At 39.8% G+C, this 26114-nt stretch carries 23 protein-coding genes and 1 tRNA gene; 11 read left to right on the top strand and 13 right to left on the bottom strand.

Features of this window, described 5'->3' with window-relative positions; all coding sequences use genetic code 11:
* The first annotated feature begins 106 nt into the window (after positions 1-106).
* Positions 107-574, top strand: a complete 468-nt coding sequence (locus KIP84_RS11505; protein ID WP_002115807.1) for an Lrp/AsnC family transcriptional regulator — start codon at positions 107-109, stop codon at positions 572-574.
* An 89-nt stretch (positions 575-663) separates the two neighbouring features.
* On the opposite strand, the gene eat is transcribed toward KIP84_RS11505, so the two are convergent.
* Positions 664-2079: an ethanolamine permease gene (gene eat / locus KIP84_RS11510; RefSeq protein ID WP_213688534.1), complete on the bottom strand. Its 1416-nt coding sequence runs from the start codon at positions 2077-2079 to the stop codon at positions 664-666.
* A 181-nt stretch (positions 2080-2260) separates the two neighbouring features.
* On the opposite strand from eat, the gene KIP84_RS11515 reads away from it, so the two are divergent.
* The 3 genes from KIP84_RS11515 (at position 2261) to KIP84_RS11525 (ending at position 5994) form a co-directional block, all read left to right on the top strand.
* Positions 2261-3262: a phosphotransferase gene (locus tag KIP84_RS11515; protein ID WP_086400064.1), complete on the top strand. Its 1002-nt coding sequence runs from the start codon at positions 2261-2263 to the stop codon at positions 3260-3262.
* A 74-nt stretch (positions 3263-3336) separates the two neighbouring features.
* Positions 3337-4662 (top strand): haloacid dehalogenase-like hydrolase, encoded by a 1326-nt coding sequence (locus KIP84_RS11520; protein WP_213688535.1) that lies wholly within the window; start codon positions 3337-3339, stop codon positions 4660-4662.
* Between the two features lie 297 nt (positions 4663-4959).
* Complete coding sequence (locus KIP84_RS11525; protein WP_057077495.1) at positions 4960-5994, top strand: AraC family transcriptional regulator; 1035 nt, start codon at positions 4960-4962, stop codon at positions 5992-5994.
* A gap of 152 nt (positions 5995-6146) precedes the next feature.
* Here the strand turns inward: KIP84_RS11525 and KIP84_RS11530 are convergent, their stop codons facing one another.
* Positions 6147-7487, bottom strand: coding sequence for an aspartate aminotransferase family protein (locus KIP84_RS11530; protein WP_086400066.1), 1341 nt, complete (start codon positions 7485-7487; stop codon positions 6147-6149).
* A gap of 403 nt (positions 7488-7890) precedes the next feature.
* On the opposite strand from KIP84_RS11530, the gene mutS reads away from it, so the two are divergent.
* The 5 genes from mutS (at position 7891) to KIP84_RS11555 (ending at position 13450) form a co-directional block, all read left to right on the top strand.
* Complete coding sequence (gene mutS / locus KIP84_RS11535) at positions 7891-10530, top strand: DNA mismatch repair protein MutS (RefSeq protein WP_213688536.1); 2640 nt, start codon at positions 7891-7893, stop codon at positions 10528-10530.
* Positions 10531-10591: 61 nt separating this feature from the next.
* Positions 10592-11122: a GNAT family N-acetyltransferase gene (locus KIP84_RS11540; protein ID WP_213688537.1), complete on the top strand. Its 531-nt coding sequence runs from the start codon at positions 10592-10594 to the stop codon at positions 11120-11122.
* Between the two features lie 343 nt (positions 11123-11465).
* Positions 11466-11789, top strand: coding sequence for a ferredoxin FdxA (fdxA, locus tag KIP84_RS11545; RefSeq protein WP_002051033.1), 324 nt, complete (start codon positions 11466-11468; stop codon positions 11787-11789).
* Between the two features lie 131 nt (positions 11790-11920).
* A complete protein-coding gene (locus KIP84_RS11550; RefSeq protein ID WP_005802595.1) occupies positions 11921-12643 on the top strand; it encodes a D-Ala-D-Ala carboxypeptidase family metallohydrolase in 723 nt (240 codons plus the stop codon).
* 138 nt (positions 12644-12781) lie between these two features.
* Positions 12782-13450: an O-methyltransferase gene (locus KIP84_RS11555; RefSeq protein ID WP_002115787.1), complete on the top strand. Its 669-nt coding sequence runs from the start codon at positions 12782-12784 to the stop codon at positions 13448-13450.
* A 116-nt stretch (positions 13451-13566) separates the two neighbouring features.
* Here KIP84_RS11555 and KIP84_RS11560 read toward each other — a convergent pair whose 3' ends face one another.
* From KIP84_RS11560 to KIP84_RS11610, 11 genes are all read right to left on the bottom strand, one after another.
* Positions 13567-14409, bottom strand: a complete 843-nt coding sequence (locus tag KIP84_RS11560) for a universal stress protein (RefSeq protein ID WP_002115820.1) — start codon at positions 14407-14409, stop codon at positions 13567-13569.
* 155 nt (positions 14410-14564) lie between these two features.
* Positions 14565-15176 (bottom strand): chloramphenicol acetyltransferase CAT, encoded by a 612-nt coding sequence (locus KIP84_RS11565; RefSeq protein ID WP_002115833.1) that lies wholly within the window; start codon positions 15174-15176, stop codon positions 14565-14567.
* Positions 15169-15768, bottom strand: coding sequence for a YigZ family protein (locus tag KIP84_RS11570; RefSeq protein ID WP_213688538.1), 600 nt, complete (start codon positions 15766-15768; stop codon positions 15169-15171). Before KIP84_RS11570 ends, KIP84_RS11565 begins: the two co-directional genes overlap by 8 nt.
* Before the next feature lie 92 nt (positions 15769-15860).
* Positions 15861-17057 (bottom strand): HlyD family efflux transporter periplasmic adaptor subunit, encoded by a 1197-nt coding sequence (locus KIP84_RS11575; protein ID WP_005076849.1) that lies wholly within the window; start codon positions 17055-17057, stop codon positions 15861-15863.
* Positions 17054-19195, bottom strand: coding sequence for a type I secretion system permease/ATPase (locus KIP84_RS11580; protein ID WP_005802602.1), 2142 nt, complete (start codon positions 19193-19195; stop codon positions 17054-17056). Before KIP84_RS11580 ends, KIP84_RS11575 begins: the two co-directional genes overlap by 4 nt.
* Entirely contained in the window at positions 19192-20658 is a 1467-nt protein-coding gene (locus tag KIP84_RS18975) for a TolC family protein (RefSeq protein WP_017481420.1), read from the bottom strand. Before KIP84_RS18975 ends, KIP84_RS11580 begins: the two co-directional genes overlap by 4 nt.
* A 273-nt stretch (positions 20659-20931) precedes the next feature.
* On the bottom strand, positions 20932-21675 hold the full coding sequence (gene lptB / locus KIP84_RS11590) for an LPS export ABC transporter ATP-binding protein (protein ID WP_002122331.1): 744 nt from the start codon (positions 21673-21675) through the stop codon (positions 20932-20934).
* Positions 21675-22223 (bottom strand): lipopolysaccharide transport periplasmic protein LptA, encoded by a 549-nt coding sequence (gene lptA / locus KIP84_RS11595; protein WP_002122334.1) that lies wholly within the window; start codon positions 22221-22223, stop codon positions 21675-21677. Before lptA ends, lptB begins: the two co-directional genes overlap by 1 nt.
* Complete coding sequence (gene lptC, locus KIP84_RS11600; RefSeq protein WP_213688539.1) at positions 22207-22755, bottom strand: LPS export ABC transporter periplasmic protein LptC; 549 nt, start codon at positions 22753-22755, stop codon at positions 22207-22209. Before lptC ends, lptA begins: the two co-directional genes overlap by 17 nt.
* Positions 22756-22792: 37 nt before the next feature.
* Entirely contained in the window at positions 22793-23332 is a 540-nt protein-coding gene (locus KIP84_RS11605; RefSeq protein WP_002122322.1) for an HAD-IIIA family hydrolase, read from the bottom strand.
* 3 nt (positions 23333-23335) lie between these two features.
* Positions 23336-24313, bottom strand: coding sequence for a KpsF/GutQ family sugar-phosphate isomerase (locus KIP84_RS11610; RefSeq protein ID WP_002122342.1), 978 nt, complete (start codon positions 24311-24313; stop codon positions 23336-23338).
* 213 nt (positions 24314-24526) lie between these two features.
* Between KIP84_RS11610 and cysS the strand changes: the two genes are divergently transcribed.
* Both cysS and KIP84_RS11620 read left to right on the top strand, forming a co-directional pair.
* Positions 24527-25948: a cysteine--tRNA ligase gene (gene cysS / locus KIP84_RS11615; protein ID WP_005076856.1), complete on the top strand. Its 1422-nt coding sequence runs from the start codon at positions 24527-24529 to the stop codon at positions 25946-25948.
* A 63-nt stretch (positions 25949-26011) separates the two neighbouring features.
* Positions 26012-26087: transfer RNA gene (locus tag KIP84_RS11620), tRNA-Gly, on the top strand.
* Positions 26088-26114 lie beyond the last annotated feature (27 nt).

The raw sequence follows: 26114 nt of genomic DNA on the forward strand, positions 1-26114 counted from the left end.
GGGAATGATTGAAATTTTAATTCTATATAATCAATATATTTCTTCTATTTCTCTCAATAAAACGATTAAATAACTCTATATTTAAAGCTTAATGAGAGATTTACTCATGTCAGATATTTCTTTAGATAATTTTGACTACGCAATCTTAAGAATACTGCAAAAAGACAATAAGACTTCGCATCGAGAAATTTCTGAAAAAATTGGTCTATCGTCCGCTTCTGTTCAAAGACGTATATCTCGTATGGAAGAAAAGGAAATAATTTTAAAAAATTGCGCTATCTTAAATCCGCTTAAATTTGGTGAAAAAATTACGTCTATTATTGAAGTCCGCCTTAGCGAAGACCGCTCTGTAGTGATGGACAGAGCGAAGCAATACTTTGCTTCTGTTGAAGAAATTCAACAGTGTTACTTTGTGAATGGAGGCGTCTCTTTTATCATTATTATGCTGAGCAATAACTTATCTCATTTTGAAAGTTTGGTTAGAAAACATTTTGCTGATAATGAAGATGTAAAAACATATCGAACCTTAATTGTTTTAGACCGCGTAAAAGTAAACTTTGAGTTAAATATTTAAACTTTTCAATTTTGGCTTCTAAACGTTTTAATAGTCTTATAAAGCTTAAAAAAGAGGCCGAAGCCTCTTTATATTTATCGCAATCAAACTCAGTCATCAATCATCGCGAACTCTTGCTCAGGCGTGCCTTTCACTAAATGATGACGGCTATATAACAAGTAATAGAGTATAAATCCGACATAAATCAGCGCGGCCAATAACCAAACTTTTGGATTTACCATTAAACCTGCAACTACAGCAACAGCAGCGAGAACCAAGGCAATACAAGACGTCCACATTCCACCAGGCGTTTTATACGGGCGTGGTAATTCAGGGCGAGATAAACGTAATTTGATATGTGAGAGCATCATCAACACATAAGAAATTGTTGCGCCGAATACAGCCATTAAAATGAGTAAGTCACCCTCACCTGTTAAAGAAAGTAAGAAGCCGATAATGCCCGGAATGATAATGGCCCAATATGGCGCTTTATTTTCATTGGTGAGCGATAAATTTTTTGGCAAATATCCCGCACGTGACAATGCAAAAATCTGACGCGAATATGCATAAATAATTGAGAAGAAACTTGCGACAAGTCCAGCAAGACCTACAAAGTTAACAAAGCTTGCCAACCATGTGTGCTGACCATATACCGCAATGAGTGCATCAACTAAAGGTGCTCCTGAATTTTTTAAAGCATTTGAACCCGCTGCACCTGCTCCCAAAAATAAGATTAAAAGTGCAAACGATGCCAATATTAACATTGAACCAATCAAGCCTCGTGGCAATGAACGTACTGGATCTTTTGCTTCTTCAGCAGCCAGTGGTACCCCTTCAACTGCAAGAAAAAACCAGATGGCATACGGTACTGCGGCCCATATTCCCATATAGCCAAACGGTAAAAAGCTACTCGCACCTGCATGAGTGCTGACTGGAATATCAAATAAACGTGCGCTGTCAAAATGTGGAAGCATCGCGACAATAAATACGACCAGTGCAATACAAGCAACGGCGGTAATTCCAAACATGATTTTAAGTGCTTCACCTGCACCTTTCAGATGAATACCCATAAAAACTAAATAACAAATTAGATAAACAGCCCAGCCGCCAATTCCAAAGAGTGATTCGCAATATGAACCGATAAATACGGCAATGGCAGCAGGTGCAATTGCATATTCAATTAAAATTGCAGTCCCTGTGAGGTAGCCTCCAAAAGGACCAAATGCAACGCGGGCAAAACTATAGCCACCACCAGCAGTAGGCAACATCGTTGACATCTCAGACATTACAAAGCTCATGCAGAGATACATAAACGCGACGATGACTGTTGCAATAAAGAGCCCACCCCAGCCGCCTTGTGCCAGCCCAAAATTCCAACCCGCAAAGTCACCCGAAATGACGTAAGAAACACCTAGCCCCACTAAAAGTAACCAACCTACTGCCCCCTTTTTTAACTGACGTTTTGCAAAATACTCTGCGTCCTGTTGTAGAGCACCCACATCTACGTTTAATTCTGACTCTTTCATTGTCGTATTGCCTTATCGACTAAATTTACACCACCAATAGTTGCGCAAAAGATATTCATAAAACTTGACAGCAAAACATCTCCCCGACCACTTGAAGTCAAGTTGATTCATTTTTTCTTTTATAAGATCGACGGCATCTCAACACAGAACGTGTTTAAAAATTAAATTGAGGAGTTGGGTTATGTCTGTAGAACAAAATGAATTTTTAAGCCAAGTTCAATTACAAATACTGGCAGAACAAGCAATTAAGCAATATCCCTCGGAATATCAAGGACAGGTCAAACTGCTGTGTCAGTCTGAAAATGCAACCTTTCAGATTTCAACTGGCTCTACCCGATATGCACTTCGAATTCACCGTCCCAACTATCACAGCAAACTCGATATACAAAGCGAGCTTGAATGGTTAGATGCTTTAAATGCGAGTGGTATTCAAGTTCCTGTTGCGATTGCAGATCAATCAGGTGAGCGTGTCATTACTTTAAAACTATCGAATGATATTTATCGTTATGCAGTCCTTTTCAACTGGGTTGAGGGCGATATGCCGACTGTTGAAGTTGACCCCACTGCATTTGAGCAATTAGGGCAAATTACCGCAAAGTTGCACGTACATAGTAAGACATGGCAAGCGCCTGAAAACTTTCAACGTATTGTGTGGAATCATGAAACCATGATCGGTGCGGATGGACACTGGGGAAACTGGAAAAATGCACCTCATTTAAGACCTCAAGATCACGGCGTGATTGAAGAAGCGATTGCACAGATTTCGAAAGATTTAAATTTCTTTGGTAAAACCCAAGAACGCTATGGCCTAATTCATGCCGATTTGCGTTTAACCAATTTATTACTACAACAAGAACGTATCGGTGTGATCGATTTTGATGACTGCGGCATGAGCTGGTTTATGCATGATCTCGCCGCTGCAATTAGCTTCAATGAACATTATGCAAATGCACCTCATTGGGTTGATTACTGGTTAAAAGGCTACGAGCGCGTAGGTCATATTCAGTCTGAAGAATATGAAATGATCCCAACTTTTATCATGCAACGCCGCATTCAAATGATGGCTTGGAATGGTTCTCACGCACAAACAGAAATGGCTCAAAGTCTTGGAAACCAATGGTCCAATGAAACTGTGCGTCTTTGTAAAAAATATCTAAACGGTCAAATGCCTGTAGGAATTTGAAAAGTGATTTAGATCGCTTTTCTTCATTTTCAATTTTTAGTTTTTAAATTTTATAGAATTTAAAGGAAGGGTTTATGCAAGCTACCCATCAACTGAGCAAAGTTGCCAAAGCACTATTACTCACCAGTAGTCTGGCAAGTATGCTTGCTCTAAGCGCATGTAATTACAACCCTATACAAAGTACATCTCCCGCAGTCGCTATTCCCAAAAAGGAATATATACAAAAAGGTCAATGGGACACTTTTAACTTTGACCAACTTAACCAATTGATTGCTACTTATGGAAAAGATAGCCCTAATTATAATCCTGAAAAACGCCCATATATTGTCACTGACTTTGACAATACTTCGGTATTTTTAGACATCGAAGAAGCAACGTTAATTTATCAACTTGAACACTTAGCGTTTAATGTCACGCCAGAGCAGCTTAATCAGATTATTCGCAAAGGAATTAGCCCGCAAAATTTTGAAGCAGCCTACAACAACCAGCAAGGCCAAGTCGTCAATATTGATAAAATTGCCCCAGATATTATTGCCAGCTACACATGGCTTTATCACCACTATAACGGTCTAAAAGGTAAGCAAAGTCTGGATCAAATTAAACAAGATCCGCATTATCTCGATTTCATTACTAAAATGAGATATCTATATGCGGCAATTGGAGACACGTTTGATCATGAAGTTGCATATCCGTGGGTCACTTATTTATTTACTGGGCTTACCGAACAACAAGTCCGTAATTTGGTGAAAGCAACGGTGGCTTGGCAAATGCAGCAACCGATTGGACCCGTGACATGGACCTCTCCCGCTGCACTTTCGGGTCAAGCAGGCGTTGTGAAAACCACTTGGGAAAATGGTTTAAGACCATACCGTGAAATGCAAAATCTATTTAAGGCCTTTCAGGATAATGGCATTGATGTCTATGTCTGTTCGGCATCTTTTATTGATGTGATTAAGGAAATTATTTCTAATCCAGAGATTGGCTATAACATTAATGAAAAAAATGCCTACGCCATGGAGTTAGAACGAGATGCACAAAATCGAATTTTACCCGAGTTTCGTCATGGCTATGCACAAACTCAAGGTAAAGGCAAAACTGCAACCATCCAGCGTTTTTTAGTCTCTAAATATGGTTACGGACCAATTTTTATCGCAGGTGACAGTGAGGGCGATCAAAATATGATGCAAGATTTTGCAACGACTCAGAAGGTTCTGATTATCAACCGATTGCGCAGCCCAAACTCTGATATCGGAAAGTTTTCTCAGCAGGCTGTGCAAGGCTATGGTCAAGCCAATACTAAGTTTTTACTACAGGGCCGCGATGCCAATACAGGTCAATTTAGACCTTCAATGGCCAGTTTAAGTTATGGTGCGCAAACGGCAAAAACTACAAAAAATTAGTATTTCACTTATTTTCTCATGCCTACAATACATGTTGTATGCATGAGAAGCCGCTTAATTTCTTGTTTTAGTTCTGCCCTTTTTGCCTATCTCTAATGCATTTTCTGCCTTCTTTTAGTTCGCTACCCAACCTAAAGATATCCTCTTAAAGAATCAAACCTGAAACTTAAAACAGCAACATATAAACCATTATTTTATAAGTACTTTTAACCACACAAAATCATGGACGCAAGCAAAAACTGGTATGGCTTTTGCTTAATATAATAATAGTTAGGAATAAATATCATGAGACTTGACATGTTACATCTCAATCCAGCTCATCTTGTCGATTCAAATATGTGTAATCAAGGTGTATTGTCTGCAGCCGCCTCTGGATTAAGCGAGTTTATTCATCAAAAAGGTGCAGATGTTGATCGTGTTTTAGGAATTAGTGGTATTAATCCTGAACTTCTAATCAGCCCAACTTTGAGCTTACAACTACCCAATTATTGCAAGGTGTTAGAACAGGCAGCCTTGGTTTCAGGTTGTGATAATTTTGGTCTGCATTATGGTCAACAGTTTCAACCGAAATCATTAGGGCTTATTGGTTACATCGGTCTTTGCTCAAACACATTAGAGTCTGCACTCATGAACATGACCAATAACTTTTATTTGCATCAGAAAGATACCCTCAATCGAATGGTCGATTTAGGAGATAGCTGGCGCATAGATTATCAAGTCCAACACGGCGCGATTTTAACTCGTCGCCAAGATGCTGAACTGACCATGGGCATGTTTATGAATGTGATCCGTGAAGTGATGGGCCCTCATTATTCACCACGCGCCATTCACTTTGAGCATACTCGACCTGAATTCTGGCAAGAACACAGCAAATTATTTAACGCACCTGTTTATTTTGATCAGCCATTTAACTCCATCATCATTTCAAAAAAAGACGTCCAGCATACTATGCCGGGCCGTGATTCTATTTTATTAACAGTGATTCTAGATACATTACACCTACTCAATCGCGCTTCACCAAGTCAATGTCTTGCAGATCAGGTTCGCTCTCACATACAACTTGAACTCAGTGAAGGTGAACCAAACCTTGAAAAAATCGCTCATGATATTGGTTTAAGTAGTTGCACCCTTACCCGCCGTTTAAAAAATGAAGGACTGACCTTCACCCATTTAGTCGATCAGGTTCGTTGTGAGTTGGCCGAGCATTATATTAAACAGAAAAATATTCCAATTTCAGAAATGGCATTCTTATTAGGCTATTCAGAAGTAAGTGCGTTATCTCGTGCATTTAAACGCTGGTTTGGTGTTACACCACGTCAATTAAGACACTAAAACATTGCAAATACAGGCCTTGAATAAAGGCCTTTTTATTATTTAAGCAATTCTAAATAACTTTTACAGCTACAAAATAATTGAACAACAAAATACCCTTCAAATTAGATTTAGCATCCAACTTGAAGGGTATTTTTTATATTTAGAGTGACTTACTTTAATTTTGTTAAGGCTTGATCTAAAGCACCGACTAACCAATCGATATCTTTTGTTTGGAAGGCCAAAGGTGGGCGCAGTTTCAATACATTGCCATAAGGACCTGCAACTGAGGTTAAAACTCGATGAGTATTTCTGAGCTCTTCAATAAGGTTCAAAGCCAATGCTTTATTCGGTTCTTTTGTGCCTCTATCTTTAACCAGTTCAAATCCTATAAATAGACCAGCGCCACGGACATCGCCAACCACCTCATGTTTATCCATAAGTTTAGTGAGTTCTTTTAGAAGTAGCCCTCCCACATATTTACTATGGGTTTGCAATTCTTCTTCCTGAATGACTTTAAGTACAGCCTGTGCCGCTGCCATAGAAACAGGATTACCACCAAAGGTATTAAAATATGGAATTTTATCGCTAAAAGCAGCAAGGACTTCACTCTTAGCTAAAAGCCCTGACACAGGGACACCGTTACCCATTGGTTTACCAGTGGTAATGATATCAGGCACAACATTGTGACGGCCAAAGCCCCAGAAAGAATCGCCAGTGCGCGCGAAACCTGGCTGTACTTCATCGGCAATAAAGATACCGCCATTTGCATGGACAACATCAACCGCTTTTTGTAAGAACCCAACAGGATTAGGCATCACACCGTCAGAAGAAAATATGGAGTCCGCTAAAAAACCTGCAAACTTGATGCCTTTTGCGTTCATATCGTCAATTTGCTGTTGAATCTGCTGTGCGAACCATTCACCTAAATCATCAGTTTGAATCCGATAATAATCAGGTGCCGGAACTAAGCGGGTTGTATCATCTAAAGGTTGTTCAGTTCCAAGTGCTGGAGAACATCCTGATGTTAAACTACTGGTCCCATGATAGGCTTCTTGAGAAACAATAATTCCTGTACCGCCGCTATATTCACGGGCAATACGAATCGCCAAATCATTCGCTTCCGAACCTGTACACATATACATGGCACGGTCAATTTCATCAGGAGTGGTTTGTAAGAGTTCTTCGGTATAATCCAAAATATTTTCATGTAAATAACGGGTATGCGTATTGAGCATTTTCATTTGCTCATTTACCGCTTCAATGACCGCAGGATGACAATGACCAATGCTGGCAACATTGTTGTAAACATCCAGATATTGATGACCTGCTGCATCCCATAAATATTGTCCCTGTCCTTTTACCAGATGCACGGGATTACGATAAAACAAGCGATAGGATTCACCTAAAATTTTATTTCTTTTGTCTGTCAGTTTTCGGGTAGCATGATCCAGCTCAGCAGCATGTTCTGGACGAAAGCTATTGGTATCCATAATGGTTGAACGCGTACCCATGAATGACTCCTCTATTTATATTCAGCATACTTTTGCACAAGACAATGACTGACGTAGGCAATTCATACTCTGATTCAACATATTTCAGTATTTGATTGAAGTTACGCAAACCATATTGCTTAAGTATGTTGAAAAAAACTTGACCTCAGACCACTTAAGCCACAATTTGAAGTCAACTTATTGGTCTTATACTTCAGAGCTCCACTACTCTTTTTTTCAATAACTCAAATTTGTTACCATTACACATCTGGAGTGACTCCAATTCGCTTTATACTATGGATGCCAATTTTCAAAGTTCATCCAGTTGTGTTCTTTTCTTGAATGACATTCATTTTTAAAAGACTTGAAATTGGTTAGATGACCAAACGTAAAATATTACTGATTTTTTAAGGGTTTAATACGCATGAATAGCGCTGAAATCATGGCTGACTTATCTTCTCACACACCTATGATGCAGCAATATCTCAAAGTTAAAACGGACTATCAACATGCGTTGCTGTTCTACCGTATGGGTGACTTTTATGAACTCTTCTTTGAAGATGCTCATTTAGCAGCCAAACTTTTAGGCATTACCTTAACCCATCGTGGCAAAGCCAGTGGCCGACCTATTCCAATGGCAGGTGTTCCCTATCATTCGGCAGAAGGTTATTTGGCGCGTCTTGTTAAAGCTGGGCGCACGGTAGCCATTTGCGAACAAGTTGGAGAAGTAACAGGCAAAGGCCCTGTTGAACGTAAAGTTGTTCGTATTCTGACCCCGGGTACATTAACTGATGATGCATTACTCAGCAGTTATCAATCATCTAATCTCGTTTCATTGTGCATTCATCAAAACCAGATCGGTTTTGCTTTACTCGACTTAAGTGCAGGCATTTTTAAAGTTCAACAACAAGATTACAAGCCAGAACAATTACCTATTGAACTTGCGCGTTTAATGCCAAGTGAGATCTTGATTGATGAAGATTTGGTCGACACCAATATTATCGAACAAATTAAAAAGCATTTAGATTGCCCTGTTACTAAACGTCCAAATGTAGACTTCAATCTAAATAATGCACAAAAAACCTTATGTGACCAGTTTACAGTATCAACACTTTCAGGTTTTGGTTTAGACCCATTACCTTTAGCCAAGGCTGCTGCCGCTGCGCTTATTCACTATGCAAAAGAAACCCAAAAAACTGCATTACCGCATATTCGTTCAATCCAACTTGAACAAAGTACAGACTTTATTGCGCTCGACCCAATTACACGTCGCAACTTAGAAATTATCGAGCCATTATTTGAACACGGAACATCATTATTTCAACTAGTAAATGATTGCCAAACTGCAATGGGTGGCCGTCTATTAAGCCGCACACTCATGCAACCTGTGCGTGATACTGCATTGCTTGATGCTCGTTTAGATGCGATTGAGCAACTCATTCAGGGATATCACGAAAACCCAGTTCGTTTAGTGCTTAAAGAAATTGGTGATATTGAACGCGTGCTTAGCCGCGTTGCGCTAGGCAGTGCGCGACCACGTGATTTGGTGCAACTTCGTCATGCATGCGCACAAATTCCAGCTTTAAGAACGGCGTTAACTCCAGTCATTCAAGCGAAGAAATCTAAGTTATTAGTTCAACTAGATGAAGAACTTGGAGACTTCAAAGCGCTTCATCAACATTTAATGGCAGCAATCGTTGAAAATCCACCTGTATTACTTCGTGATGGCAATGTAATTGCAGAAGGATATGATGCTGAGCTTGATGAATTACGCCAAATTCGAGATCATGCAGGTCAATTCTTAATTGATCTTGAAATTAAAGAGCGTGAACGTACAGGCATTAATACCCTTAAAATCGGTTATAACCGTGTAAGCGGTTACTATATTGAACTGACTCGTGCTCAAGCAGAACAGGCGCCAGCCGACTATATCCGTCGTCAAACTTTAAAGAATGCTGAACGCTACATTACCCCTGAGCTTAAGAGTTTTGAAGATAAAGTCCTGTCGAGCGAGTCACGTGCACTCTCTCGTGAAAAAGCACTATTCGAAGCTTTGCTTGAAAACCTTCGCGAAAATATCGCTCACTTACAAATGATGAGTTCAGCAATTGCTCAAATTGATGTCATTGCAAACTTTGCTCATCAAGCACGTTTAAACAATTGGACGCGCCCTGAATTTACTCCGGAAACGGGCATTAAAATTCAGGCTGGTCGTCATCCTGTCGTTGAAGCATTAAATAAAGCGCCATTTACCCCAAATGACACTTTCCTTGATGCTCAGCACCGCATGGCCATTATTACCGGTCCAAACATGGGCGGTAAATCAACCTTCATGCGCCAAACGGCATTAATCAGTTTACTTGCTTATTGCGGTAGCTATGTTCCGGCTAAAGCCGTCAAACTTGGTCCAATTGACCGAATTTTTACACGTATTGGTTCAGCCGACGATTTATCTACAGGCAAATCAACCTTTATGGTCGAGATGACTGAAACTTCGCAAATTCTGCATCATGCCACCAACCAGTCGTTGGTATTAATGGATGAGGTTGGCCGCGGAACCAGTACCTATGACGGTTTATCTTTAGCATGGGCATGTGTGGTCGATTTAACCAAGCGCGTAAAATGTTTATGTTTATTCGCGACTCATTATTTTGAGTTGACCGAACTTGGTAGTGAAGCAGGAATCGATAACTATCATGTCACGGCGCAAGAACTGAATGGCAATCTGATTTTATTGCATAAAGTTCAACAAGGCCCTGCAAGTCAAAGTCATGGTTTACAAGTTGCAAAATTAGCGGGTATTCCTGCCAATGTTATTAAAGAAGCGCAGAAGCGTTTACGCATTTTAGAAAAACAGCAGCAACAACATCTACAAACCAGTTTTCAAAATGATTTGTTTGCTCCACCAGATGCAAACTCTGGTTCACAAATCATAGAGAAAGTTGTCGAAATTGAAGTTTCATCCCCTGCTCTAGATTTACTTAAGCAAATTGAAGTCGATAACTTATCGCCTCGTCAGGCACTTGAACAACTCTACGAGTTAAAAGCTGCACTCAAATCTTAATAAAGCACTTCCGAATAAGCAGGCTTAGGTCTGCTTATTCATATCGGAGAATAATATTTATATGATCTTAAGATCTTTGCAAAGTTCAGAAATTGATCTTATTTGGCAGCACATTAGCCGCCGTGAATTAATCACTCAAAACTACATACAAAAACAGCAACATCTAGACTTAGTTGATTGTTTTTTTGATGTACAAAATTGGGATTCATATCATTTAGAAAATGACCCACCTAAACTCAAACAACTCTTTGCACAAGGTTCAATATTTGTCGGTGCATTTGATGCTTCTGAAAAGCTCGTTGGTATAAGCGTAGTCTCAAATCAACTTATAGCGGATTACCCCCAAGCAAAATTACTCCACTATTTCTATGTCGATGCAAACCAACAAGGTCAAGGCATTGGCGCTAAGCTTATGCAAGCCGCAAAAGAGTCAGCCAAGCAACTCGGTGCAGACCAACTGTATATTTCAGCAACCCCAAGTCGATGCACTGTGGACTTCTATATGAAACATGGCGCGCAACCGTTAAGTGCTCCAGATCAACAACTTTGGCAGCTCGAACCTGAAGATATCCATTTACTATGTAAGCTTTAGCTCTAAAAATTTAAGTTTTTTTAGGAAAAAAACCGTAAATCAAAATTTGTAAAAGAAAAAATAAAAAGTTAAGGCGTTTAATAAAATAGATGCCTTGACTTAAATGACATCTAAATAATTAAATAAAATATTTTTTAAGTTATTGTTTTATAAAATATATTATTATTTTGATTTTATAGATTACGCTCTATTCACCATAGAAGATCTGTTTGATTATCAACGTATTAACTTATCTTCATATGCATGAATAAAGAATATCAATAAAAGCAATTGTTTGTTTACCCCTTTTTTGCCTAAAATAAGCTATTCGAAATGAAACCATATTTTTTAGGTAGCTGTCGCCATGACCTTTGTTGTCACTGAAAATTGTATTAAATGTAAATACCAAGATTGCGTAGAAGTTTGTCCTGTAGACTGTTTTTACGAAGGTCCGAATTTCCTAGTGATTAATCCGGATGAATGTATTGACTGTGCATTATGTGAACCAGAGTGCCCGGCAAATGCAATTTTCTCTGAAGATGAGCTACCTGAAGGTCAAGAAGTATTTATTGAATTAAATGCTGAACTTTCTCAAAAATGGCCTAACATTACTCAAATTGGCGATCAACCAGCTGACCGTGAAGAATGGAACGGCAAACCTGATAAATTACAATATCTTGAAAAGTAATTTCAAAAAAGATCAGCACCCGCTGATCTTTTTTTATACCCTATTCAAACATTTCATTGCAAATTCCTCGTAATTTGTGCACTGTTTTGCATTAAAATACCCGCAATATTTATAAGTGCTTAATTTTTCTTATGCGGAAGTTTTTGCAGAGTCTGGTGCCCTTATGCATAATCCCAGCGGTTATGGTAGGTTGTGTCAGCTCTCCCCAACACACAACAACAGGCAAAACCTCTCCAAGTGGTAAACGAATCTTTATTCCACAAGAGCGCGTTATTATCGAGCGCCCAATTCCCCCTAAAGTTGAGCCTGCATCTTATCGAAGTTGGTTAAGTTCTGGTGAAAATTACCAACGTGTTCGTGAATACGAAAAATTCTTAACCCGAAATAACGTTGCAGGCATTGTGCCAAGCTTTGAGTTATTACGTTCAGCGCGTGATTGGCAAAAATGTGGCCGCTCTGAATATGCTGTACCTAATCGCGAATTATGGGGAAATTCTTTATCTACCCTACGCGTATTTAAATATTTAGTTGCAGCAAAAGTTCTTACCGACTTTGAAGTGACTTCGGTTTACCGAGATTTACCTTTAAATGAATGTGCAGGTGGCGCAAGCTCATCTAAACATTTATTTAACTCGGCAATCGATTTCCGTATTGGTCCTGAATTCCCACAAGCTCAAGATTATGCATTTATCGAAAATACCAAGTTTAAACTTTGTCAGTTCTGGGCTCAGCATGGTCAAAGCTTAAATATGGGTATTGGTCTATATAGTTCCGGGCAAATTCATATTGATACTCAAGGCTATCGTACTTGGGGCCCTGACCTCACCCGAAACAGTTCGATGTGTAATTTCTAATAAAAAAACTCCTTTCAACTGAAAGGAGTTTTTTTATTGTACATTTCCCAATCAACCAAAATTTCTTGAAACGAAGATTTTTGCACTCTATGCATAAACGTTTAAAATAGCCCGATCAACATATAGGTAAATTTGATTATGCAGCAGATGTGGACAGACATTGACCAATATATCGATTCACATTTAATTCCCGAAGACCCGCGACTCGAATATGCATTAAAGAATACCGACGAACACGGCTTTTCAAATCATCTTGCAGTAGCTCCTAACCAAGGTATGTTCTTGCAGATGCTTATTCAAATGAATAAATGCAAACGAGTTTTAGAAATCGGAACCTTTGCTGCATACAGTACCATCTGGTTAGGTCGTGCCTTACCTGAAGATGGTTATTTACTCACAATAGAAGGCCGTGCTACTCATGCAGAAATGGCACAAAAAAATATCGATCATGCCAATCTTCCTGTAAAAGTTGATCTTCGAGCTGGTCGTGCTGCAGATATCCTTTCTGCGATTGATCCTCAATCTATCGAGCCTTTTGATTTTATTTTCATTGATGCAGATAAACAGGGTTATCCTGAATATTTAGAATTGAGTCTGAAATTCTCAAGATCAGGTACGATTATCGTACTCGATAATGTAATTCGAGCAGGTGATATTTTAAATCCTGACAATAAAAAACCGAGTATTGAAGGCATCCGTGAAATGTTTAAAGCCTTAGAAAATCATCCGCAAATATTGTCTTGTACAGCCTTACAAACAGTTGGCTCAAAAGGTCATGATGGCTTCGCAATTGCAATTGTGAAATAATGGTTAAAAAATCATCTTTTTTATTTTATTATTTATAATCAATTAATTACTTTTATTACTGTTGCTTTTCCATATAGTTATCCACAAGATTTGCGGATAACTATATGCAAATCTCATCATTTAGCCACAAGTAATGGAACAGTCGCGTTTCGGAATATGGTTGTCGCAATACTTCCCAAGAAGAATTGATGAATTTTGCTATGACTAAATGCCCCTAACACAATGATTTGAATACCGTGTTCTTGTTGGTACTCTAAAATATTTTGTGCAACATCACCATAACGGTAAACGGTGACTACATCTAGACCCGCTTGTTTAAGATAATGTTCTGGTTCATTTAATATTTCTGGATGATCACCTACATACACCAAATGACATTGCAGTGTTCGCAATAAGTCACTTTGGGCAATACGGCGCATCATTTTTTGACAAGTTGGCGAATATTCATAAGCAAAGATAAATCGTGTTGGCACTTTAAAGTTTTCACCAATGGTCAAAACAGTACAGTTCGCACCGCGGATGAAGTTTTCAACATTGCTACCGATTGGTTTGTGTTTCTCGGCTGCTCTTTCCCCGACTCGACCTAAAATAACGATGTCATTTTCATGTAAGAGATTAAAACTTTGTTCTAAAAAATCACCTTTTTCTTGAATTTTTGAGCTGGTAATTCCGTGCTTTTCTTGAATAAGATCAGAAATATGGCGGAGTAAATTATTACTATAGTCTAACGCGAGTTCACTTTGTTTTTGCTCTAGCTCAGCTAACTCTTTTAGCAGCATTGCATTGCTTTCAAAGCCGATTACCCCACTAATTTCACCAAGATGGTAACTGGCTGGGTAATAGTCCAGAATTTGTAATAATACAAGTTCCCGTCCGGTCGCTTTAGCAACCCATGCTGCTGCATCAGCAATAGCATTAATACACGGTGATGAGTCAATACACGCAATAACACGGTTCATGTTAGCCTCTCTTCTTCAGGTCTATTGCCTTGGAGATTATTATTAAAACTTAGCTTTAACTTAACATAGATAAAAATTGGTATGTTAAGGTTTATGTATAAAAATCAACTTTTTTGTTTAAAGATCAAACATTTTATTACATTCTTGAGACTGCATTATTCTCTTAAACGAATAAATTTTGCGGGATTTCCGCCAACAATATGGTACGGCTCAACATCTTTAGTCACCATACTATTCATCCCGACCACAGCATGTTTACCGATTTTTATACCGTCTTTAATCCCCACATGCGCACCCAACCAAACGTCTTGCTCAATTTCAATTCCTTTAGAAGTAACTGGCTGCTGGTAAAGTGGACGGTCTAGTTGCATCCCATGGTCAAATGCATATAAATGGCAATACGCGGCAATACGGACTTGGTCATGCAACTTTATGCCCGTTCGTCCCCCATCTAAAATACAATGATGATTAATCGCGACTTCATTGCCGATTTCCAGCGGTCCATGCAATGTGCAATCAGCCGCAATAAAACTATTATCCCCAATAATAATTTTGCGGCCTGGTTCAGCAAAAATATGTGCTAGCGGTGAAATAAAACAATTTTCACCAATCTCAACTGTTTCCATATCCATTAAATAAGCTTGATATTCCTTTTGCCACTCTTCAGCCCAAGCACGGTTTTTAGGTTTCAACGTCCAATATAACCATGGCATATAGTTTAAGCGGTGCTTATGTTGCTCACGATATTTAAGTAAGGAATCAGTCATCTGTTAATTCCTCTTCAATTTTTAATTCTTCACGACCACGTGTTACGTCTCTGAGTTTTAAGGCAAGCGGTTCAATTTGATGTATCTGTAGTCTCGCTTCAATATCTACACCTGTTGCCGTGTAGGTTTCCTGATATTCAATCTGTTGTTGAGTCAGCTCATATTGAAATATGGCCCATTCATTAAAATAACACGAAAAGTGAATTGTCTTCTTTGCAATGAGTTCAATACGTTCAGCCAATAATAAACATTGTCCAGCACAGCCACCGTATGCTCTCACAAGGCCGCCCGTTCCAAGTTTTATACCGCCATACCAGCGGTTAACCATCACAATAATATTCGTCAGGTCATTCCCTTCAATAGTCGCTAATATTGGACGGCCTGCTGTTCCTGACGGTTCACCATCATCGTTAAAGCGTACGTTATGCCCAATTTTCCAAGCCCAACATTGGTGAGTGGTCGAGATATCCTTGTTGTATTCTAAAAATTCTTTAACCTGCTGTTCATTTTCTACTGGCGCAGCAATGGCCTGAAATCTACTTTTTTTAATTTCTTCTTCAAATGTAATCTGTGATGCAATCGTAAAAGCCATAAATAAGATAAAGCACAATAAAAATCAAATTATAACGTGAATTTAATAGAATCAAACCTATAAAAAAAGCCCCGAATCTCGGGGCTTTTTTATTATCTTTCTCGTAACGCTTCTTTGGCTTTATTAAATGGTTTAAGTAAGTAATCAAGTACTGTTTTTTGACCAGTACGAATATCTACTGTTGCCACCATACCCGGTGTAATACCAAACGCTTTACCTTCTTTATTGTAAAGCTTGTCAGAATCAGTGCGGATATAAACACGATAATAGAATTGGTCCTGTTTCACTTCATCACGAATCGTGTCTGGTGAAATAACCGTAACTTTACCTTTTAAACCACCATAAATTGAGTAGTCATAGGCCGTGATCTTAACCAGTGCTTCTTGTCCCGGACGAATAAAGGCAATGTCGCGCGGTAAAATACGCGCTTCAATCAGCAGTTGTTCGTCAATCGGTACAATCGTCATCAGTTTACCGTTTTGAGGAACAACACCACCACGAGTAGTTACCGCAATTTCTTTGACCACACCACGTACCGGTGCTCTGAACACTGCGCGATCTAAACTGTCACTACGACCCAGTACGATTTGTTGTTGCGTTTCGCTATCCGTATTCGCTTTAGATAACTCTTCACGCGCTTTCACATAGTACTGGTTTTGCGCATCATTCATTTTATTTTGCAAATCATTTGCTTCACGACGTAAACGTAAAACCTCAACCTCACTTGCTGCACCTTTAGCCACAAGCGGTTCTGTCATCGCCAGTTCTTGTTGCACAAGTTGCAACGCCTGTCTTAAACCTGCAAGGGTTTGTTCAAGATCAGCACGACGCGAGCGATATAATGCAGTTTCTTCTTGTACTAACTTTGGTTCTTTCATCACAATTTCAGGAAAAACCAAAGGTGTACCGTTTACTTCCGCACGCAAACGCGCTGCTGTCGCCTGAGCAGAGATCAGTAAAGATCTTGATTCACCAACATTTGATGCAAAACGGGTTGGATCAAGCTGCGCAAGAATTTCGCCTTTTTGAACAATGTCACCTTCTTGTACATTCAGCTTAGTTAGAATACCGCCTTCTAAAGACTGGATGACCTGTTCTTTAGAAGATGGAATGACTTTACCCGTACCAGTAGAAACTTCTTCAAGTTTAAATACCCACGCCCAGATAAAGAAAATAACCAAGCCAATGCCCACAATCCAGATCACTAAACTGGCACGTGGTAAGGGTGGCTCACTATAAGAGACATTCATTGAACGGGTGAGTTGTTGTTCTTGTTGTGGTTCGCTCATGAATTACCCCCTTGGCTCACTTGTTTTTGTTGGGCTGTTGATTGATTGAGTACCTGATCTCTTGGACCGTCCATCACGATTTTGCCTTCATTCACGACAATAATGCGGTCCACCAGTTCTAAAACAGCGCGGCGGTGGGTCGCAACGACCAAAGTACGATGTGCCAGCCAACCTTTTAAATGATCAATCAGTTGTTTCTCTGCCACGTCATCAATGGCTGCTGTCGGTTCGTCTAACAATAAAATGTTAGGTTGACGAATCAATAGACGAGCCAGTAACAACGCTTGTTTCTGACCACCAGAGAAACCAACACCACCTTCTAAAATCAGGTGATCTAGCCCTTCTTTTTTCTCTTGAACAAAAGGTAATGCACCAGTCACTACTAACGCACGAAGAATTTCTTCATCCGTTGCAAGCGGCGCGCCTAAAGTGAGGTTTTCACGAATCGTACCGTAGAAAAGATGCGCATTCTGGTTAAGTAAACCCATATCACGACGTACATCAGACGGATCAATTAGTGAAAGATCGAGACCATCTAGATGTACCGCGCCTTGAGTTGGAACTTGCATACCAGATAGAAGCTGGAGCAGTGTCGATTTACCTGCACCATTACGTCCCAATATGGCAATTTTTTCACCAGCACGAATTTTTAAATGACGGATTGCCAAACTTGGTTTCGGGTCTTCTTCGCCATATTGGAACAAGACATTTTTTAATTCGTAATCGCCATTTAAAACTGCTTTGTGTACCAGATGCGAACGGTCAGCCTGATCGATCGGGCGTTGCATGAGCTCATCAAGGCTTTGTTTGGCAACTTTTGCTTGCTGTAAACGACCTAAAACACCTGTAATCTGTGCAATCGGTGCCAACATACGTGAAGATAGAATGGAACAAGCCACTAACGCACCTGTAGTCATTTCACCTTCCATCACCGCAAAACATCCTACCAACACCACAATTGCATAGGTTAAGCCCTGAAGCATTTGAGTCCATGCCATTAAGGTACCGACAATTTTACGCTGTCTCATCCCGATATCGGCTGAAACTTCGTTCATGTGGTTCCACTGGTTTTGGAAGCGAGACTCAGCACGTAATAGCTTAATGTCTTCAATGCCCTGTACCGCTTCAACAAGAATAGCGTTACGGATTGAAGACTCTCTCATACCCTCCTGTGCGAGTTGCGCTAACTTCTTCTGTGCCAGAATACCCGGCAAAAGCATAAGTGGCACAACCAGCAACATCACCCAAAACAGTTTTCCACCGATAATCGCAAAAATGATCAGGAACAGGAAAAAGAATGGGAAATCGGCAATTGCACTAATGGTGGTTGAAGTCACCAGTTCACGAACACCTTCGAGCTCACGAATCTGGGAAATAAAACTACCGGTAGATTTTGAACGGTCTTTATTTTTGATGCGTAAGGCATGACCAAATACACGATCAGACACCCGTAAGTCAGCACGCTTACCAATAATATCGGATAAGTACACGCGTGATATACGTAAGGTAAATTCAAAAAGTGCTGCAATGAGTACACCACCTGCCAACACCCATAGGGTAGGGATAGACTGAGATGGAACAACACGGTCATACACTTGCATTGAGAAAATAATGGTTGCCAGTGCCAAGACATTGGCAATGAGTGAGGCAAACATAATATCAACGTAGCGTTTCCAGTCTCTTAAAACAATCGACCAGAACCAGCTTGCTTCGTATGGTTTGATATATTCGTCAATACGCGCATCGGGAATAGACGTTTCAGGACGCAGAATATAGACATTCTTAATTGTTGTTTTTAAGACATCTAAGCTTAAATTTTGGGAAAGGCCGTGATCTCCACTAAACTGGATACTGACATTTCCTTGAGTATCGGCCTTATCAATTACACCAACTTGTCCGTCGTTAAACTCGACCATGACCGGTAAACGCCATGGGTTAAGTAAATCTAATGAAAAAGGTACTTTACGTAAATTGAGTCCAACCTGACGGGTCATTAACTGCAAAACATCATCAAGGTTTTGATTTTGGTTCCAGTCAAGTTGTAAACGAATTCTTTCTTCTGAAGGCTCAATTCTATAATGTTTAGCAATCGTTAAGACCGCCTGTAACCAGGGCTGGTAATTTATTTTTGTCATCATGGTTGTACTTCGAACCCCTGAATTGAAATATTATTTAAGTCATAAGCTTGGCGGGAACGTCCTGTTGCTGCAATGTACTGAACAATACTGCTGTAGATGTCATAACGTGCAGTTTCAAGTTCCGAATTGGCACTATGAATCGCCTGTTCAGCATTCAATAAGTCAACCAATGAACGGGTACCGAGTTTGTACTGCTCTTGATAGAGTTCGCGTGTACGAACTGTTGTCGCTTGGCGGTTTGCTAAAACCTGCATTTGACGTTGTTTATTTTCAATTTGCTCACGGCTGGTTCTGATCTGATCGAGCACATCCAGATACACAGAATTCACTTTAGATTTAGCGGCTTCCTCTGCATAACTTGCCATTTTTACCTGAGAAGAAACTGCCCCACCTTGATAAAACTGACTGGTGGCCTCAAGCATGATGGAACTATATAAACCGTCGTCTTCATCATTGTTTGGGTTTTTTCCATTAATGGCCTGACTCACCGAGCCTTTCACTGCCAAAGTTGGATAACGTGTTAAACGGGTCTGTTCCTTTTGAGCTTTAGCCACTTCAATGCCCGCTTGTGCAGCGATCATTTTTGGAATGGTATTAAACTCAGGTTCGCCATATAAATCAGATACTTTCACCAAATCATCTGAAATAATCCAACCTGTACGTGAAACATCAGCACCCAACAATGTTCTTAAATGTTGTTGGTACTGACGTAATAAAGATTGCTGTGCAATCAGACCAGATTGAGCAGCTTGTAAATAAGACTGAGCTTGGATCGGGTCAGCTTGACTACTAATACCAGCATTTGCACGTAAATTAGCGATTTCCTGAATTCGCTGAATACCTGCAATTTGCTGCTCGGCAATTTTATTTAATTGGAGATAGCGCTGAATGTTGATAATCGACTGTGCAACATCAAGTGCAATATCGTCAATGCTGACCAACACATTCGCCTGTTCGACTTGAAGTTTGGCTTTCTCAACCGATACACCTGATTTGACTTTACCAAAATCATAAAGCATTTGAGTTGCGTTTAAAGTCAATAACTGCCGACCACGCTCGCCACTACTCAAGTCACCTGTGGTAATACCACCTGAAATTTGAGGATAATAACCTGCCTTTGCAACATCAATACCGGCGTTTTGGCCAGCTAAAGTTGAAATGGCTTGGGAAATATCAGGGTTACGCTGGATGGCGATTTTCACCGCTTCCTGCAGAGTCATTTTCCTTGATGGCAAATTTGAATAAGATGAAGCTGCTCTATCATTGAGTTGAACAGTCGGAAACTCCTGCACTCTAGAACGATCTAGCCTAAAATTACTCAACTCTTGCATCTTAGCGACTTTAAATTCATCACTACTTTTAGGGGCAAAAAGTTGTGATAAGTTGTCTTTTAATGTGTGATATTGCTCACTTGGTTTAGCGGCATATATCACCATAGGTACATGCAGTGAAGTTAAAAGCATCAACCCTTTCAGGAAAGCTGGCTTTTTACATGTCCTTTTTACTCTTCTCTGGTTATATCCAATCATGCTTGTCTTGTTGATCTTGTTTGTTATCGTTTAAAAGCTTTTACATTCTACATATTTTTTTGCATAAAGAAGCATAAATGCAGGAATAATTCACACATTATTTTTTCATCAAGTGAACCGTGTAATTTATTGTTTTTTAATAATTAAATATAAAAAGCTAAAAAGAAGCATTGACCTCTTTTTAGCCAAATAGATTAACTTTTTTATTTAAACTGTAAAATCGTCACCTAAGTAGACTTTACGTACCTGTTCGTTATCCAGAATTTCTTGTGGCGTGCCTTCTGCAATTACCGCACCTTCGCTCACAATATATGCACGTTCACAGATTGCCAAAGTTTCACGTACGTTATGGTCTGTGATAAGCACACCAATACCGCGATCTTTTAAGGTTTGGATAATATCTTTAATATCACCCACCGAAATTGGATCGACACCGGCAAACGGTTCATCAAGTAACATAAACTTAGGATCAGCAGCCAATGCACGTGCAATTTCAGCACGGCGACGCTCACCACCAGACACACTCATTCCCAATGAATCTTTAATATGACTGATTTTAAAGTCATTCAATAATTCAGTAAGACGTTGTTGGCGCTGTTGCTTATTTAAGTCTTTGCGTGTTTCTAAAATAGACATAATATTTTCAGCAATTGTCAGCTTTCTAAAGATAGAAGCTTCTTGCGGAAGATATCCGATTCCCTTACGTGCCCGTTCATGCATTGCCAAATCGGACATATCAAGATCATCAAGGTGAATTTCACCTTTGTCCATACGCACTAGCCCAACAACCATATAGAAGCTTGTTGTTTTTCCTGCACCGTTAGGACCAAGCAAACCAACAATCTGTCCACTTTGCATACTAAAAGATACGTCTTTGACGACCCAACGTTTACTATAGTTTTTTGCTAAGTGCTTAATACACAAAGTTTGGGGTTGAAGAGCTTGTTGCATTAGTCACGCGCTCCTGGGAAACTTTTTGAAGTTGATGGCGGAATAATAATTTGAACACGATTTGACGATGAACCTTGAGCTTCAACATCGCCTTTGTTCATACTATATTTCAATGAGTTACCACGGATGCTTGAACCATCTTGATATAGATATGCACCACCAGTCAAAGTAATAATGCCTGTATCTGCATTATAAACAATGGTTTGACCCTCGCCTCGTGCAACGCCCTTGTCAGCACTGATTTGCTGTTGGAATTTAGACGGTCTACCTTTGGCAGTAATCGTTTGAATTTCACGTTTAGAGTTTAGCGTAGCAACAATTGAGTCGGCTTGAAGCTTCATCGTACCTTGTTCAATCACGACATTACCCGTATAAGTCGTTAAACCCGTTTTCTCATTATAAGTTGCACGGTCTGCCACTAACGAAATTTGTTGATTACGGTCAGACGGTAAAGCAAAAGTCGAAGCAGATGATAAAGCAACGAATGTAATTACCGCAGCTTGTTTTAGGAAAGCTGAAGAACGTTTTAAATTAAGACTTTGGTGCATACTTTCCTCGAATATTAAAAAATTCGTACTGACCATTATTCAAATTAGCTTTTAACCCTTTGCTGACAAACTCGGCTTGCGGAGATTGAACAACCACTTGGTGATCTGTTTCAATTTCTCTGGTTTTTGGATATCCAGTTAACTCATCAGTTTGGAATTCAATCTTCCCTTGTGGCGCCAGTTTAGTTGCGACCACATCACCCGATAAAATAACTTTACGGTTATCATCATAACCATTTGCCTGTTTTGCAAAGAATGTCGCATCAACTTTGCCATCTTTATACATCAAGGCATTAAGTTGATCCAACTTTGATGTTTTTTGTTGCATATCCTGTTCAAGCTGACGAACTTCAGCACGAATATACAAATTGCCTTGATCATCAGTTTGAGTCAAATGGACGCCCTGCGCTGAATATGTCATATTCTTCGCAGAACCAATGTCTAGTTTTTTTGCCTTGCCACTATAGTAGTAGTAACCACCACTTATAGCAGCAACCACTACAGCAACAATTGATAAAACTCTGGTATCCATGAGCAGGAATAGCCTACCTTTTTAAGTAATCTTATTATTAATGCGGTACTGCAAGATATTTTTCAAGAAGTTCTTGGTAAATGCCTTTTGCGATCAGCAACATATCACAGACTTCACGAACAGCACCACGCCCACCCATCGATTGCGTAACTAAATGCGCACGGCGACGTACTTCTTCATGACCATTTGGCACAGTAACACTCATACCTGCGATTGCAAAAGCAGATAAATCAGGCCAATCATCGCCCATATATAAGCAATCAGACGGCAAAATATTAAACTGCGCACATGCTTCACGAAGTGCTGAGCCTTTGTCTTCACGGCCTTGAAAAACGAGGTCTACACCTAAATCAGACATACGTTTTTCAACAATATTACTTTTTCTGCCTGTAATAATGATAACTTTCATGCCGGCTTGCTGTGCAAGCTTCATTCCTAAACCATCACGAATATCGAATGATTTAATTTCATCGCCACTATTAGTTAAGGTTACGAAGCCATCACTCAAAATACCATCAACATCCAGAACCAATGCCTGTAAATGACGTGCTTGTTCTAACAATGCATAAGATGCCATTGATTAATTTACCCCTGCCTGAATAAGGTCATGCATACTAATTACACCAATCACTTTGTTTTGGTCATCTACCACCACAAACTGACTAATTTTTTTCAGGTTCAGCTGTTGTAGAGCTTCTACCGCACGTGCTTCTTGAGAAATCGTTGATGGTTTTTTTGTCATCACTTCTGAAACAGGCAAATTCACATCGAAACCTTGCTGTTTATCAATTAAACGGCGCAAGTCACCATCGGTGAAAATACCAAGCAAATGTTCTTGTTCATCTACAATTGTCGTCAAGCCTAAACGTTTATTAGAAATTTCATAAAGTACTTGATTCATTGGTGTATCTGGTGAAACTTTTGGCAGTTCATCGCCTGTATGCATCAGATGTTTTACATGTAAAAGTAAGCGTTTACCCAACGCACCTGCTGGATGCGAACGAGCAAAATCATCTGCAGTAAAACCACGCGCTTCAAGTAAAGCAACAGCCAGTGCATCACCCAAAACTAAAGTTGCTGTAGTACTCGACGTAGGCGCTAAACCTAATGGACATGCCTCGTCAGACTCCCCTAAAGTTAAAGCGATGTCGGCATTTTGTGGCATTGGGCCTTTATCATCACGGCTAATGGTAATAAGAGGAACGCCAAGATGTTTAATTAAAGGCATCAACATCATGATTTCATCACTTTTTCCAGAGTTGGAAATCGCAATTAAAACATCACCACGAACCAGCATTCCCAAATCGCCATGCCCAGCTTCGCCCGGATGCATAAAAAACGATGGAGTACCAGTTGAGGCGAAAGTTGCAGCCATTTTACGGCCAATATGCCCTGACTTACCCATGCCAGTGATCACAACACGACCTTTGCACTGTAACAATATTTCACAAGCTCGGTTAAAACTGTCACCAATTTGTGTTGCTAACACGTCTAAGGCTTGTTGCTCAATACGCAATGTTGCTAATGCGCTGCTTTGGAAATCTGTAGGATTGGGCATACGAGTTTGACTCAAAATAATTGATCTGATCTCTTGTGAAGATCGGTGATTTTAATCAAAAGATTTGGGGGCATTCTAACATAACTCAATCATCTACACGTTTTTAAATGTATAAGATTTCACAAGCTTATAAAATTCTTGCATAAACCTTTGTGAAAAATGATGCATCAGTTATGATGTAACACTGTTTTTGTTGAGTGTTTGAAAACCCTTATGCAACCGTTTGTTTTATATAACTCTGAGCAACGAAAAAAAGTTGAATTTGTACCTCGCAAAGAAGGTCACATCGATATGTACGTCTGCGGTATGACCGTTTACGACTACTGTCATATCGGGCATGCTCGAGTTATGGTTGCATTTGACTACATTATTCGTTTCTTACGTAGTCAAGGCTGGAATGTTCGCTACATTCGCAACATTACCGACATTGACGACAAAATCATCAAACGTGCGAATGAGAATGGTGAAACAATCCAACAACTCACCACTCGTTTCATCGATGCAATGAATGAAGATGCAGCGAACTTAGGCTGTTTAGCACCTGATGAAGCACCTAAAGCGACTGAATATATCGACCAGATGCAAAATATGATTGGCAATTTGGTTAATAAAGGCGCTGCTTACCCTGCTTCAAACGGCGATGTTTATTTTGAAGTGACCAAATTTGAAAAATATGGTCGCCTCTCTGGCCGTAAGCTTGATGATATGCAAGCTGGCGCAAGTGAGCGTGTTGATGTAGAAGTTGAAAAGAAACATCCGTTTGACTTTGTACTTTGGAAACATGCAAAAGAAAATGAACCGTCTTGGGCATCTCCTTGGGGTAATGGCCGTCCGGGTTGGCACATTGAGTGTTCTGCAATGTCGACTTGCTGCTTAGGCAATCACTTTGACATTCATGGTGGTGGTTCAGATTTAATGTTCCCGCACCATGAAAATGAAATTGCGCAAAGTGAAGCTTCGACTGGTGAGCAATATGTAAACTACTGGATGCATGTTGGCTTCATTAACGTTGATGGTGAAAAGATGTCTAAGTCTTTAGGCAACTTCTTTACGATTCGTGACGTGATGGAGAAATTCCACCCTGAAGTGATCCGCTACTTTATTGTGTCTTCACACTATCGTAGTCCTGTGAACTTCTCTGATGTGGCACTTAAAGAAGCAAAAACTTCTTTAACTCGCTTCTACCATTCATTTAAAGCTTACCAACAAGTGTACGGTCAAACGACAACTGAAACGCTTGATCAAAGCTTTATTGAACGTTTTAACAATGCAATGTGTGACGATTTCAATACTGCTGAAGCAATGGCTGTATTGTTTGAACTTAACAAAGAGTTAAACCGTGCTGTAAAAGAAGAGCAAGCTGACCAAGCGACTGTGCTTTATTCGACATTACGTCACCTCACCAACATTTTAGGTTTGGTACAACACAATGTAGATGATTTCTTAAAATCAGATATTGGACAAGAAGCGCTTGCTTTGTCTGATGCTGAAATTGAAGATTTTATTCAACAACGTGTGGATGCGAAAAAAGCAAAAGACTTTGCGAAAGCAGATGGTATTCGCCAGTCTTTGCTCGACCAAGGTGTGGTACTTGAAGATACACGTCAAGGTACAGTTTGGCGTCGTGCTGATTAAACGTTCAATTAGATCACAAGAGTGTTGACACTTTAATGAAACACTCTATAATGTGCTCACATTGCGGGAATAGCTCAGTTGGTAGAGCATAACCTTGCCAAGGTTGGGGTCGCGAGTTCGAGTCTCGTTTCCCGCTCCAAAATTTGTTGTTAAAAATCAATAAGCT

The sequence above is a fragment of the Acinetobacter sp. BHS4 genome, from assembly GCF_018454425.1.
GTDB lineage: Bacteria > Pseudomonadota > Gammaproteobacteria > Pseudomonadales > Moraxellaceae > Acinetobacter > Acinetobacter pittii.